The organism is Pseudomonas sp. BN102 (genome assembly GCF_029871245.1).
Taxonomy (GTDB): domain Bacteria; phylum Pseudomonadota; class Gammaproteobacteria; order Pseudomonadales; family Pseudomonadaceae; genus Metapseudomonas.
In genome coordinates, this window is sequence record NZ_SSON01000077.1 from 88,275 (window position 1) to 101,345 (window position 13,071).

At 62.8% G+C, this 13,071-nt stretch carries 13 protein-coding genes, 1 tRNA gene and 1 pseudogene; 9 read left to right on the forward strand and 6 right to left on the reverse strand.

What is annotated here, in order from left to right:
- Positions 1-66: 66 nt before the first annotated feature.
- The gene (locus E8F12_RS24430) at positions 67-768 is read right to left on the reverse strand and encodes a response regulator transcription factor (protein ID WP_280327783.1); all 702 of its coding nucleotides are present in this window, start codon (positions 766-768) and stop codon (positions 67-69) included.
- Positions 769-1,264: 496 nt separating this feature from the next.
- Here E8F12_RS24430 and E8F12_RS24435 point away from each other — a divergent pair, with 496 nt between their 5' ends.
- Positions 1,265-3,022 carry a carboxylesterase family protein gene (locus tag E8F12_RS24435; protein ID WP_280327784.1) on the forward strand — a complete coding sequence of 586 codons (1,758 nt, stop codon included), beginning with the start codon at positions 1,265-1,267 and terminating at the stop codon, positions 3,020-3,022.
- Positions 3,023-3,146: 124 nt separating this feature from the next.
- On the opposite strand, the gene E8F12_RS24440 is transcribed toward E8F12_RS24435, so the two are convergent.
- The 3 genes from E8F12_RS24440 to E8F12_RS24450 all read right to left on the reverse strand — a co-directional run bounded on the left by E8F12_RS24440 (position 3,147) and on the right by E8F12_RS24450 (position 4,255).
- Entirely contained in the window at positions 3,147-3,332 is a 186-nt protein-coding gene (locus E8F12_RS24440) for a hypothetical protein (RefSeq protein WP_280290043.1), read from the reverse strand.
- Positions 3,333-3,452: 120 nt separating this feature from the next.
- The gene (locus E8F12_RS24445; protein ID WP_280327785.1) at positions 3,453-3,662 is read right to left on the reverse strand and encodes a DUF3203 family protein; all 210 of its coding nucleotides are present in this window, start codon (positions 3,660-3,662) and stop codon (positions 3,453-3,455) included.
- A 284-nt stretch (positions 3,663-3,946) separates the two neighbouring features.
- Positions 3,947-4,255 (reverse strand): hypothetical protein, encoded by a 309-nt coding sequence (locus E8F12_RS24450; RefSeq protein ID WP_280327786.1) that lies wholly within the window; start codon positions 4,253-4,255, stop codon positions 3,947-3,949.
- Between the two features lie 458 nt (positions 4,256-4,713).
- On the opposite strand from E8F12_RS24450, the gene E8F12_RS24455 reads away from it, so the two are divergent.
- Positions 4,714-5,163 carry a phage infection protein gene (locus E8F12_RS24455; protein WP_280327787.1) on the forward strand — a complete coding sequence of 150 codons (450 nt, stop codon included), beginning with the start codon at positions 4,714-4,716 and terminating at the stop codon, positions 5,161-5,163.
- A gap of 157 nt (positions 5,164-5,320) precedes the next feature.
- Here the strand turns inward: E8F12_RS24455 and E8F12_RS24460 are convergent, their stop codons facing one another.
- Positions 5,321-5,941 (reverse strand): lytic transglycosylase domain-containing protein, encoded by a 621-nt coding sequence (locus tag E8F12_RS24460; protein WP_280327788.1) that lies wholly within the window; start codon positions 5,939-5,941, stop codon positions 5,321-5,323.
- A 168-nt stretch (positions 5,942-6,109) separates the two neighbouring features.
- Between E8F12_RS24460 and E8F12_RS24465 the strand changes: the two are divergent.
- From E8F12_RS24465 to E8F12_RS24480, 4 genes and pseudogenes are all read left to right on the forward strand, one after another.
- Positions 6,110-6,268 (forward strand): annotated as a pseudogene (locus E8F12_RS24465) (type II secretion system protein GspG); the annotation flags it as partial.
- A 69-nt stretch (positions 6,269-6,337) separates the two neighbouring features.
- A tRNA-Ala gene (locus E8F12_RS24470) sits at positions 6,338-6,413 on the forward strand.
- Positions 6,414-7,068: 655 nt separating this feature from the next.
- Positions 7,069-7,887 carry an outer membrane protein OmpK gene (locus tag E8F12_RS24475; RefSeq protein WP_280327791.1) on the forward strand — a complete coding sequence of 273 codons (819 nt, stop codon included), beginning with the start codon at positions 7,069-7,071 and terminating at the stop codon, positions 7,885-7,887.
- 108 nt (positions 7,888-7,995) lie between these two features.
- Entirely contained in the window at positions 7,996-8,307 is a 312-nt protein-coding gene (locus E8F12_RS24480) for a hypothetical protein (protein WP_280327792.1), read from the forward strand.
- A 78-nt stretch (positions 8,308-8,385) separates the two neighbouring features.
- Here E8F12_RS24480 and E8F12_RS24485 read toward each other — a convergent pair whose 3' ends face one another.
- Positions 8,386-9,831 (reverse strand): sodium:solute symporter family protein, encoded by a 1,446-nt coding sequence (locus E8F12_RS24485; protein ID WP_280327793.1) that lies wholly within the window; start codon positions 9,829-9,831, stop codon positions 8,386-8,388.
- A gap of 385 nt (positions 9,832-10,216) precedes the next feature.
- Here E8F12_RS24485 and E8F12_RS24490 point away from each other — a divergent pair, with 385 nt between their 5' ends.
- The 3 genes from E8F12_RS24490 to E8F12_RS24500 all read left to right on the forward strand — a co-directional run bounded on the left by E8F12_RS24490 (position 10,217) and on the right by E8F12_RS24500 (position 12,900).
- Entirely contained in the window at positions 10,217-11,053 is an 837-nt protein-coding gene (locus E8F12_RS24490; protein WP_280327795.1) for an arylamine N-acetyltransferase, read from the forward strand.
- 123 nt (positions 11,054-11,176) lie between these two features.
- The gene (locus tag E8F12_RS24495) at positions 11,177-11,926 is read left to right on the forward strand and encodes a phytanoyl-CoA dioxygenase family protein (RefSeq protein ID WP_280327796.1); all 750 of its coding nucleotides are present in this window, start codon (positions 11,177-11,179) and stop codon (positions 11,924-11,926) included.
- 503 nt (positions 11,927-12,429) lie between these two features.
- On the forward strand, positions 12,430-12,900 hold the full coding sequence (locus E8F12_RS24500) for an LEA type 2 family protein (RefSeq protein ID WP_280327798.1): 471 nt from the start codon (positions 12,430-12,432) through the stop codon (positions 12,898-12,900).
- The last annotated feature ends 171 nt before the right edge of the window (positions 12,901-13,071 follow it).

The following is a 13,071-nucleotide window of genomic DNA, read 5'->3' on the forward strand; positions in this document are numbered from 1 at the left end:
TGCTTGTCCCCTGCTCGATGATTGCTTGCGCTGCACCGTGGCGTGCCCCAGTCAATCCGTCTCCCCCTAAGCGGATTCGGGCGGTTCTTCTCTATTGGTGAGCCCGTGCTTCAGCGCATACATCAGCAAGTCGGTCCGATTGATGAGGTTGAGCTTGTGATAGATGCTGCTGAGGTGGTTATGCACCGTGTGTTCGCTGATGCCCAGGCGCGCGGCGATGCACATGTACTTGGCAGACGGGTCTCCGACAATGGTGCGGATCAATTCCTTCTCCCGCAGGGTCAATTGCGCCTGTTTCGCGTGCTCCGGGTCGCCGTTCACGTGAGCGTGCCCGTTTGCGCTATAGCCGGAAAGCCCGCCAGCCCAGGCTATATCCAGTCCATTGTCGCGATGGTGGACCTTGATGATGGCCTGGGTGATCGACTCCGTCGGGGCTTCCGCCAGCACGACGCCCCTTGCGCCGGCCTCTATTGCCTGGGCGACGGGAACGGCCTCATACAGGCCCTTGAGCACCAGTACTTTCATTTCGGCGTTGCGGGCGAGTCCAGCGATGACCTCCAGCGGATCCAGCGCATCCGGAAAGAAGCTGAAAAAGATCACATCGGGACGCAACTGAGCGGCAAGCTCCAGCGCAATCGCGTAGGTGGTGGCCTGGCCGCTCACTTCCATTCGGGGTTTCCTGGCATTGATCAAGTCATGCAGGCCCATGAGGACGAGGGGACGACAATCGATCAGCATCACGCGTATGGGATTTGTGCGAGCTGGCATGGCCTTTCTCGCTCCCCTGCAAAATGAAGGATTCGTTTCGATGACAGCTGGTTTTATATAAGTGGGCTTTGGGCATATTGCCAGCAGCCGCGGACCTGCAGCGGAGATGGCGGGATAAACGGCTATCCGCTTCAAACTGGGCAGCCGTTCAAGGCGGAGAACAGGTGCTCCAGTCGGCCTGATGCAGTCCAGGCAAGCACCTGCGGCATTTTCTCGGGAGTCAAAAGGGTGACGCGAACACGGACACTTTCCCTCGCGCCCATTCGGTCGACGCAATCTCTGGACTTCCTGCCGGCACTGACCTGACCAACCAGTCATCCCGCCGCTGCCCCGTTTCCTTGACGGACGCCCTGGCGCTGCCTAGACCACATCCCGCAGTCCACTGTGCCAATGCGCCTGGACGGTGCCTGTTGCCGAGCGGATTGGCGGCCCGACTTTCGCAGTCGGCACTTCCCCTATCCGCCACCCCCTGGCGACCAGGAACGAGATAACAACAATGAAATGGATTCTGAAGCTGCCCCGTCGCGGCTGCCTGCGCGGCACCGCCCTCCTCGTCCTTTGCTCCCTGGCCATGACCGGCCAGGCCGCCGACAACCAGTCGCTGACGCGTTCCATCACCTCCCTGGGCGGGGCCCAGGTACAGGGGGTGGCGGATGTCGGCAACACTCAGTCCTGGCGCGCCATTCCCTATGCCGCGCCACCGCAGGGCGACTTGCGCTGGCGGGCGCCGCGCAATCCGGGTGCCTGGAGTGGCGTGCGCGATGCCAGCCGCTTCGCCAGCATCTGCCCGCAACTGGGGAGCTTCTTCGGTGCGCCGGACCCGGCCACCTTCGGCCAGCCGATCGGCTCGGAAGACTGCCTCTACCTCAATGTCTGGCGGCCGAAAAGCACGGAGTCCAACCTGCCGGTGCTGTTCTGGATCCACGGCGGTTCCAACCTCAAGGGCGCCGTTTCCGAGCTGGTCTACAACGGCGCCAACTTCGCCCGCAATGCCAATGTCGTGGTGGTCTCGGTGAACTACCGCCTGGGCAGCCTGGGCTGGCTGTACAACGCCGCCCTGCAGGACGGCGACGCCAAGGACAACTCGGGCAACTTCGCCACCCTGGACCTGATCAAGGGCCTGGAGTGGGTGCGCGACAACGTCGCCCAGTTCGGAGGCAACCCGAACAACGTCACCATCGCCGGGCAATCCGCCGGCTGCATCAACGCCTGGGGCCTGCTGCAGTCGCCGCTGGCCGACGCCCTGGTGGACCGCATGATCTGCATGTCGGGCCTGCCCAACGCCTATCCCACGGCCCTGGGCGAGTTGCAATCCAACGGCATGATCGACCGGCTGCTGGTGGAGAAAGGCCATGCCAACGACACGCTGCAGGCCGCCGCCTTCCGCCAGGCACAGGGCGCGGCCTGGGTGCGTGGCTTTCTCCGTGGCCTGCCGGCGGCGGACATCGTGCGGCACACGCCAACACCCGTCGTCATGGGGCATTTCACCGACGGCCATGTGATTCCCTGGGCCGGCTACGTCGACCTGATCGCTGGCGGCTACCACAAGGTGCCGATGATCCTCGGCACCACCAAGGACGAGGGCACCTACTTCGCTGGCGAACTGCTCGGCTACTTCAAGCCGAACCACGCGCAGATGTGGGACATGGTCAACCACCAGAACCCGGCCAACCTTGCCATCACCGACATAGTCAAACCGGAGCTCTACCCCAGCTACCGTCCGGTGCACCGCGCGTTGAGCCTGGGCATCGACCTGACGGTGGACAACATCTGCCGCTACCTGCGCCTGCTGCAGGGCGGCATCTACCGCTACAACTTCGACTGGGACGACGCCCCCGCCCCCTGGCAGGAGGCGCTGGGCGCGGTGCACGGCATGGACGTACCCTTTCTTTTCGGCAACTTCCCCGCGGCGCCCCAGGAGGACTTGTTCCGTTTCATCAGCAGCAGTGTCAACCAGGGCCAGCGCGCGGCACTGTCCGGCAAGTTCACCCGGTACGTCGCGCAATTCATGCGCACCGGCAATCCCAACAAGACCTTCGACGGCTTGCCCGATTGGTACGACTGGTCGAATTTCTGGGTCTTCCAGAAGCGGCTGATCCTGGATAACACCATCAGCAGCAGCTCCCACGACGTCTGGCTGTCGGACGTGAACAGCGCCCTGAACCAGCTGGGCACGGATGACCAGCAGAAGGTGCTGGACCTGATGAATGGCCAGCAGGTGCAACTGGAAGACGCGGGTGTCGGCTACCAGTAGCCCGGAAAGCAGAACCCCCGGAGCTTTCGCTGCCGGGGGTTCTGTCTTTGAAGATGGGTGACGTCCGTGTCGCTTGATTTCATTTTGCCACTATTTGTTCAGGCAGCGCTACGGGTAAAAACAATTATCGTTCAGCCCGGTGGGAATGCCGGAAGGTTTCGGCATCGTCCAGGGTGGGGTCGAACAGGGGATCCTCCGGATCGCGCTCCAGTTCCAGGTCGACGCAATCGGGATCGATCAGCCAGCGCGGGAAATCCGGCTGGCGCTTGCTGTCATTTCCAGAAATGCCGCTTCTTCGCTCACTACTCATGCTGCACCTCTTCCGACCAACACGGTCCGTAAATATTTGAGTCGCGAAGGCGCGCCATCGTTCAGCCAATCGGTCCACCACCGGTCAGCGCTCACCCGGTCCCGCCCTGGCTAGCCGATGTCAGGTGCTGCGGTCGTCCCTGGCACCGACGCCGATCAGCATCAGTGCTTGATCTTCGCTGATCCAGAAATTGCCGTCGACGCAACGGATCACCGGAGCGTGGATCTGCTGATCGGTGGCAATCACGACCTGCTGAATGGGCAACTCGATCAGCTTGCCGTCGAGTTCCAGGGTACAGATGCCACGTTCCAGGTCTATGGTCACGACCATCGCGCCCTCCTTCGGTTGGCAGTCAAGCGACCGTGCCGCACGGTATCGGCAGCGACGCTCAGGCGGCATGGACGCCGGGTCGAAGCGGGCTCGGCACGCAGCATCCGCATGGTTGGCATCCTCGCCTACCCTGCAAGTTTGGCCGATGGTCGTCCGGAACGCAGGTCCACAGGGGCCGGACTCTATCGCTCCGGTGGGGAGGAAAGGCGTCGCCCCCTCTCGGAACCGGCGCCCGTTGCTGCGGCGGTGGCCGGCTGGCATCCGGCAAGTACGGACTCCACAGATCAATAAACCGGCGGCGCCTCCGGCAGGACTTCAGGGTCCGGGATATGGGGCATGGTCCAGGGGTCGAGGTTGCGCCCCTGACGCTGTAGGTCAGTGCGGGCCTGTTCGATCACCCCGGCCAGGCGCACGGGGCTGGCGTACTGGGTGCTGAGGATGTGATCGATGCCGTGCACCTGCTGGCCGTGCAGGTCGTGGATGCTGATGCTGAAGCTGTCGTCTTCTTCATGGGCCTGGGCCTTGCAGCCGTAGGGGACGAAGGCTTCGCTGGCCAGGCGCATGGCGGTGTTCCGGCTGAGGGTTGTGGTCATGGCGAACTCCGGCAAGGTGGCTTGAGTAAGGTTGACCACGGCAATGCGGGAGTGGGTTCCGGTAAAGCGATGGAGGGCAGGACTGCCTGAGTAATGCTTATGCCATCAAGCAAAGACTTTTTAATTCGAAGAGTTGGAATTATCGATTGGTGAAATCCCACTTTTCCCTCACCCAATTACCCGGTTTTCTGGGAGCGGGAAAAGGCGACTGGGTTGGCGCGGCTCCTGGCCTTGCAGGGACGAATTCATTCGCCAAGGGCCGCAAAGCGGCCCTACGGAACTGGACGCTCCCTCTGAAGAAACCCGCCAGAAGCGCCAAGACCTTGATCCTTAAGGGTTTAAAACAACATCAACGGCGTTGATGTTTGCTATCGGGCGTGATCACTTTTTAATCAGCCCCCCATCCGTAAGATTGGCTCCGTACCCAGTTTCCAGCCCCCCTCGAGGAGCCCCAGATCATGAAAACCCAAGCCTTCGCCGCCCTGTTCATCACCACCCTGAGCACCAGCGTCTTCGCCCTGCCGTCCGATTCCCAGCCGGTGCTGGGTGAGTCCAAGCAAGGTACCTACATCCAGGTCGTCGACCCGGTTGCCGCTGAAGGCAGCTTCATGGTTCTGGACCGCGTCGCCGAAGGCGGTTCCGACCGCACCGGTGCCAACCGTATCGCTGAAAGCGGTTCCGACCGCACTGGCGCCAACCGTATCGCCGAAGGTGGCTCCGACCGCACTGGCGCCAACCGCATCGCCGAAGGTGGTTCCGACCGCACCGGTGCCAACCGCATCGCTGAAAGCGGCTCCGATCGCACCAATGCTTTCCGCGTCGCTGAAAGCGGCTCCGATCGCACCAATGCTTTCCGCGTCGCCGAAGGTGGTTCCGACCGTCTGCTGCAAGCCCAGCGCATCAGCTGATCGACGCGCGCTCCACCCCTTCAAAGCCCGGCGGATGCCGGGCTTTTTGTTGCCTGCATCAGGGGTAGCGGGAACGCCCTCCTATGGGAGCGAATTCATTCGCGCAAGCCGGCCAGGAATCCCCGAAACCTCACCCCGCATCTGGGGATTTTCCCCACTAACGGGGTCGTTTCGCGTCGGCCTGGAGGCGCTGGTAATGCCCCAGCACACTGGGCACATAGCGCTGGGTTTCCGGGTAGGGAGGAATGGCGCGATCGTAGGCGAGCACGGCGCCGGGACCCGCGTTGTAGGCGGCCAGCGCCAGGGAGAGATCGTTGCCGAACAACTTCATCATGCGCTTGAGATAGCGCGCCCCACCGCGGACGTTGGCAGCCGGGTCGAACACATCCCCTACGCCCAGGTCCCGCGCGGTTTCGGGCATCAACTGCATCAAGCCGGCCGCGCCCTTGGGCGACACCGCCATGGGGTCGTAGTTGGATTCGGTCTTGATCACCGCGTGCAGCAGCTCCGCCGGCAGGTCGTAGTCGAAGGCCGCCTGGGCCACGATCAGGGCGTAGCGCGGCGCCTTCTGCGGGCGTTTTCGCTTGGGCGCGACAACGGGCGGAGTCCGGGCCATCAGCGACCTCTCGCGGGCCACGCGAACAGATTTGCGGTCCGAGCGATGAATGTTGGTGAGGGTGATTCCACCGTCGGCAGAGACCACGCGGTAGATATCGGCCTGGGCGCAGAATGCGCTGGTCGCAAGGATGCTGGACAGCACCAGGGCGGGCACTTTCATCGTTTTTCTCCCCTGCCAGGGCCGGCGCCCTTTGGGATTGTTCGGTGCTGCACCCTGAGCAAAGCACATGCCGAAATGCCACAACCGGCGATACATCGCCCCTGTCGCCCGCTCGTCTTGCACAGCAATTGCGTATCCACCTCCACTGACCCCGAAGCGGAGGCTTTCATGGATATGCATTGCCGGCCCGAACAAGGCTTCACCCTCCTTGAATTGCTGGTGCTGCTGGTGCTGCTGGTGCTGGTGGTGCTCGGCCTGCTGGCCGGAATTGTGGCGCCAAAATATTTCAATCAACTGGGCCGCTCCGAGACCAAGGTGGCCCGTGCGCACCCGCGACGACCAGTCGCTGTCCCGCGCCCTGCAACAACCGCCCTCACCTACTACGCTTTTTCTGCCGGGGACGTAGCTCAGCTGGGAGAGCGCGGCGTTCGCAACGCCGAGGTCGGGAGTTCGATCCTCCTCGTCTCCACCAGAACCAGAAGCCCCCGAGGGTGCGCGACCTTCGGGGGCTTGTCCTTTCAGGCGTGGCCATAGGCGAGCCAGGCGAGGCAAGTCATGGCGGCGGCTACGGCAAGGCTGAGGGTTTGGTGTTCCAGCATGAGTTCGAGCGAAAGCATGGGGCAGTCCTCGTATCCGGTTGGGAGTCCAGGTGCCGCGACCTTAATCCGACCCCTACCCCGGCGTCGATCTGTCAACTTTTTGCCCTGTAAAGAAAAAGCGCAGGTCCTTACCTGCGCTTTGTCCGACCGGTCGCGTTACAGCAGGTCCGGCTTGTACCTCTGCACCTTCTGCAGGGCGGCGGTTCACTCTTCGCAACCGAGCAGTTCCAGGTAGGTCTGGAAATTCCGGCGAGAATTTCCTTGTGGCGAATTCATTCGCCAAGCAGGCCGAAAGCCTGCCCTGTCGAATCGCCGCCCCCCGACTTGTGCACCCGGTCAGTTTCCAGCGGTCGGCATTTGCCGGCCAACTTCGCATAACCACTTGAAAAACGGCGCTTTCCCCCGATAATCGCGCGCCCGGCCGGGCGTCGTGAAATCGTGGCGCCTTTCCTGCCCTGGCAGGCTGCCCCGACCAATCAGACACGTTCTGCGCAGATAGAAATCAAGACCCCTGGAGCCCGATCCACGATGAACCGTACCCTTTCCTCGCTGACGCTCGCCGGCGGCTTGCTGGCTGCCGGCAACGCCCTGGCCGACGGCCCGCTGCTGTGGCAGGACAACAGCCTGACCTACCTGTACGGCAAGGATTTCAAGATCAACCCGGAAATCCAGCAGACCTTCACCTTCGAGCACGCCAGCGGCTGGACTTTCGGTGACCTGTTCATCTTCGTCGACCAGATCAACTACAACGGCGAGGAAGACGCCAACCTGGGCGAGAACACCTACTACGGCGAGATCTCCCCGCGCCTGTCCTTCGGCAAGATCTTCGATCAGAAGCTGGAGTTCGGCCCCATCAGCGACGTGCTCCTGGCCGCCACCTACGAGCGCGGCGAGAACCGCAACCAGAACTACCTGCTCGGCCCGGGCTTCGACCTGAAGGTGCCCGGCTTCGATTACTTCCAGCTGAACTTCTACTACCGCAAGCCCGACGGCATCACCAACAACCCGTCCGGCCAGTGGCAGGTCACCCCGGTCTGGTCCTACACCATCCCGGTGGGCAACTCGGACGTCGTGATCGACGGTTTCATGGACTGGGTGTGGAACAACAAGGACGCCACCTCCGACCGCCCCAACGACCTGCACGCCAACCTGCACTTCAACCCGCAGATCAAGTACGACCTGGGCAAGGCAATGGGCTGGAGCGCGGTGAAGCACTTTTACGTCGGCATCGAGTACGACTACTGGAAGAACAAGTACGCCATCGACGACAACAGCTTCCTTGGCGACGAGATCCTCGACGGCACCGACCAGAACACCTTCAGCCTGCTGGCCAAGGTGCATTTCTGACGAATGAGGCGCCCGTCGCAACGGCGGGCCCCTCTGGCTTGTGCCCTACAGGCGGCAGGTGGAAAATGCGCGTCAGTCTCCGCCTGCAGTCTGATAAGGAAATTTCCGATGGCCAGCGACAGCCCCCAAGCCGCACCGCGTACCCGGGGTGAGAAAGTGGTCACTGGCGGCTGGCTCGTCCTGGGCATCGCTATCCCTGTCAGCTGTTTTTTCTCCGACGAAACCTTCGACTTTTCCGCCAGCCTCGCGCTGCTTTCCCTGCTCACCCTTTGCGCCGCCTTCGCCTGCTGGCCCCGGTTGTTTCTCACGCCCATCAACTACAAAGGCCTCTGCGACAGCGTGCCCCGTGGCAGCCAGATCGCCATGAGCCTGTTCGTCGGCCTGACCGTGCTGCGCGGCATGGTCGAGCTGGTGGCCTGAAGCGCAACGCAAGAAATTATTCCACGCCCATGAAAAAGCCCCGCACATGGCGGGGCTTTTTCATGGGGCTCTTACCACTCAGGCGCTGGCCGGGGACACACCGATGATCTCGGCGCGGCTGCGCACGAGTTGCGGCAGCAGCGAACCCACGACCATGCCCAGCAAACTGAACAACAGACCAGCCAGTTGTGGCGGCCAGAAATCGGTTTCCTGGTAGGTCATTTCCAGCAGGCCCCAGGAACCCAGGCCAGCGGCAATGGCCAGCAGCGCACCCTGAGTGGTGGCGCGTTTCCAGAACAGGCCAGCGAACAGCGGCACGGCTGCGGCAACCAGGGTCACCTTGTAGGCGTTGCCGACCATCTCGTAGATGCTGGAGTTGGAGTTCAGCGCGAACAGGCCGGTGGCGAAGGTCATCGCCAGCACGCTGCAACGCATGGCCAGCAGCGCCTGGCGGTCGGTCATGTCCGGGATGAAGCGCTTGAGGATGTTCTCGGTGAAGGTCACCGACGGCGCCAGCAGGGTGCCGGAGGCGGTGGACATGATCGCCGAGAGGATGGCGCCGAAGAACATGATCTGGGCGAACAGCGGCGTGCGCTCCAGGATCAGGCGCGGCAGGATCATCTGCGAATCCTCGGCCAGCCAGTGCTGGACCATCTGCGGGTCGATCATCTTGGCCGAGTAGGCGAGGAAGATCGGCAGCATGCAGAAGCACAGGTAGAAGCAGGCACCGGTCATCGAGGCGCGGGCGGCGATGTTCTCGGTCTTGGCCGACATCACCCGGGCATACACGTCCTGCTGCGGGATGGAGCCAAACATCATGGTCACCGCGGCGGCGAGGAAGGCGACGATATCCTTGGCCGAGGTGCCGTGGAGGAAGGTGAACTTGCCTTCGGCAGCTGCGTGGCTGATCACAGCCGCAGGGCCGCCTGCCATGTCTCCGACCAGCCAGGTCAGATAGAACAGGCCGACAACGATGATCATCATCTGCAGGAAGTCGGTCATCGCCACCGACCACATGCCGCCGAACAGCGTGTGCAGCAGGACGATGAAGGTACCGATCATCATGCCCTCGGTGGTGGTCAGGGCGCCGTCGGACAGCACGCTGAACACCACGCCCAGCGCGGTGAGCTGCGCGGCGACCCAGCCCAGATAGGACGCAATGATCACCAGGCTGGTGAGCAATTCCACGTTCGGGCCGAAGCGCTTGCGGAAGAAATCACCGATAGTCAGCAGGTTCAGGCGATAGAGCGGACGGGCGAATACCAGGCCCACCAGCATCAGGCAGCCGAACGAACCGAAGGGGTCCTCGATGATCCCAGCGAAGCCTTCCTCGAGGAAGGTGGCGGGAATGCCCAGCACGGCTTCGGAGCCGAACCAGGTGGCGAACACCATGGCCACGACCAGGGGGAAGGACATGCTCCGGCCACCGGAGGCGAAGTCCGTGGAGTTCTTCACGCGGGTGGAAGCGTAGAAACCGACAGCGACGGTGATCAGCAGGTATACCGCAACAAACCAGATCAGCATTTGTTCTTGTTCCAGAGGCACGCCTGTCGGGGCCAGGACGCCTGGGCGGCAGGTCCTCGACTGGCGGAGTTTTTGTTATTGACGCGGAGGCCCGGCACGCAGCGAATCGGGCGGTTCCCACGGAGGCGCAGTCTGCCAAACACGTAAAATATGTCAAACAATTACGACGCAGATGAGCAAAAAAATCGACAGAACGCATCTCACCCCGCTGACAAGATTCGGCTCAATACCCTTATTTATAGAGCTTTGCAACGTCATCCTGTGACTCGACAGTATTTTATTTTTTACATAGGCCGTTGATTAAGATAAACACCAAGCTACCGTTTGTCCGGCCAGCCCAGGCTTCTGCTAGCATCCTGGCTTCATCGTCACGGAGCCGACCACCATGCACGCGCTGACCCCGCAGCAGTCCGAGGCCTACCTGCGCTACCTGGACACCCCCGCCCCGCAGCAGCCCGACCTCGCCGCCCTCGACCGGCTGATCGCCGCCCACCAGCGCCAGGTGGCCTTCGAGAACGTCGACGTGCTGCTGGATCGCCCCATCCGCATCGACGGCGATTCGGTGTTCGCCAAGGTGGTGGAGCGCCGGCGCGGCGGCTACTGCTTCGAACTGAACAACCTGTTCGCCCGCCTGCTGCTCGGGCTCGGCTACCGCGTCGAACTGCTGGCCGCCCGCGTGCGCTGGGGTCTGCCGCTGGACGCGCCGCAGACCATGCTCTCCCACCTGACGCTGCGGGTGCTGCTCGACGAGGGCCCGCACCTGGTGGACGTAGGTTTCGGCTCCGCTACCCCCTGGCGCGCCGTGCCCCTGGACGACCGGGAAATCCCCGACTTCCCCTTCCGCCTGCGGCCCCAGGACGATGGCACCGGCGAGGTGCAACTGGAGAATTTCCGCGCCGAGACCGGCTGGGCCGCGGTCTATCGCTTCCGCCCGGAAACCCACGCCTGGGTCGATTACATCCCGCGCAACTGGTACACCTCCACCCACCCCGACAGCATATTCCGGCAGATGCTGATGAGCGCCCGCGGCGACGGTGAATGCCGCCTCACCCTGGCCAACGGCACCTTGAACCGGCGCTACCTGGATGGCCGGGTGGAAAGCCGCAAGATCGAGGACGCCCTGGAGCTGATCGAGGTCTTGAAGACGGACTTCCTGCTCGACCTGCGGGAAGACGAAATCGAGCCGCTGCGAGTGAGGCTGGCGGGCCTGCTGCAGGCTTGAACAGGTAGGGTGGATAGCGCTTTTCCTATCCACCTTTTCGAGGGTGCAAGCCAGGGTCTGGTGGACCGGTAAAGCGTGGTTCACCCTACGATATGAGCCTTCCCCGCGTACGAGGACATCTCCATGTCCACCGCCGCCCACCTCCAGGCCCTGCATGAACAGGGCTACGCCCTGCTCCCCAAGGTGCTCGACGCACCGCGCATAGCCGCCCTGCGCCAGCTCATCGACCAACTGCAGCCCATCCACTGGGACTACACCGGCCTGGTGGACGACCACTTCAAATGCGTGTTCAACCGCGGCCCGGAATGGCTGCCCTACCTCGACCTGCCCGGCGTCATCGAACTGGCCGAGGCCGGCCTGGGCGGGGATTGCCATGTGATCGGCCAGACCGCCTGGCGCAACCATCCCGGATTCGTCGGTGCCGAACTGCACCTCGACCACCTGGTGATGGAGCTGCCGGAAAGCCTGCTGGCGGACCCGGCCTTCCAGTTGCCGATGCAGATCTGCACCGCCCACCTCTACCTCGACGACATAGACACCGACCTCTGCCCCACCCTGGTCATCCCCGGCAGCCACCGCGCCGGGCGCAGACCCCGGCCCGGTGAAACAACCTGGCAGGGCCGCCCCGCCGAGGCCGTACTGTGCCGCGCAGGCGATGCCTTGGTGTTTCGCAGCGAGCTCTGGCACGCCGGCAGCCGCAACCGCAGCGCCGACCGCAGCCGCTACCTGCTGCAGGTCCATTACGGCCGGCGCATGGTGGCGCAGAAGTTCTCGCCCTATCTGGACTTCCACTTCAACCCCGAGGTACTGGCCGCCTGCACCCCGCGCCAGCGTCGCCTGCTGGGCGACCATGCAGCCGCCGAATACGACTGACGCCGAAAAACCGAGCAGGTGCTTCCAGCCCAGCCGCCACGCGCCACCCACACACTTATCCCGAAGATATCCACAGAATCTCCCACAGATTCTGTGAGCATTCCCGCCCCCACTCGCGAGCTTTCCCTGACCATTGTGGAGCGAATTCATTCGCGAAGCTCTTGCCCATTGCAACCTAACCAATCAACAGGACAACCCATCTGCACAAAAACCGAGCAAGCGCTTCCATGCCATAAGCCACGGGGCCTGCAAGCAGCCATCCCAAAGATATCCACAGCTTGCCCCACAGAATCCGTGGGTATCCGTATCGAGCGCCAAGGAGCTGGAAGTCGGTAGAAGTTGCACCTCCCCGTTCAATAACCGAGCAACCGCTTCCAGGCCCCCAAGCACGGGCCCCGGAGCAATCTATCCCGAAGATATCCACAGCTCGCTCCACAGAATTTGTGGGCACGCGAAAACCGGCCTGTTCTTTACTCAAGGCATAGCCCGAGCAGGAAGCCCCCATGCGCAGTTGCCGCCTTTTCGCCCTGATCATTCCGCTGTTGTTCCTTGGCAGCTGCGCCAGCCTCGACCCGCGCGATCCCCTGCAGGTGGACCTGGCGGGCATGGAGCCCATTCCCGGAGAAGGCCTGGAGATGCGCTTCAAGCTCAAGCTGCGGGTACAGAACCCCAACGAAGGCGCGATCAGCTACAGCGGTGTGGCCCTGCAGCTGGATCTCAATGAGCTGCCCTTGGCCAGCGGCGTCAGCAATCAGGGCGGGACGGTGCCGGGCTTCAGTGAACAGCTGATCGAAGTCCCCATCAGCATCTCGGCCTTCTCGATGCTGCGCCAGGCCTGGAACCTGACCGGCAGCAGCCCGATGCAGAACGTTCCTTACGCCTTGCGCGGTAAACTGGGCGGTGGTTTCTGGGGCACGCGGCGCTTCTCCGACACCGGCGTGCTGCGCATTCCCGAACCCATCGACACGCCCTAGACGCAGTCGCAACAGTCGTTATCGGCAGCGCGAGCCGGCTGAGAACCGGCCTCTCCTGGGGGACGTTTCCGACAGGGTCGAATCGATAAAGTCCCCGGCACATCGAGCCCATGAAAGCGCAGAAACGGGCAAAGCGATGGCAAAACCCCTTATAATATGCGGTCTTTCTCG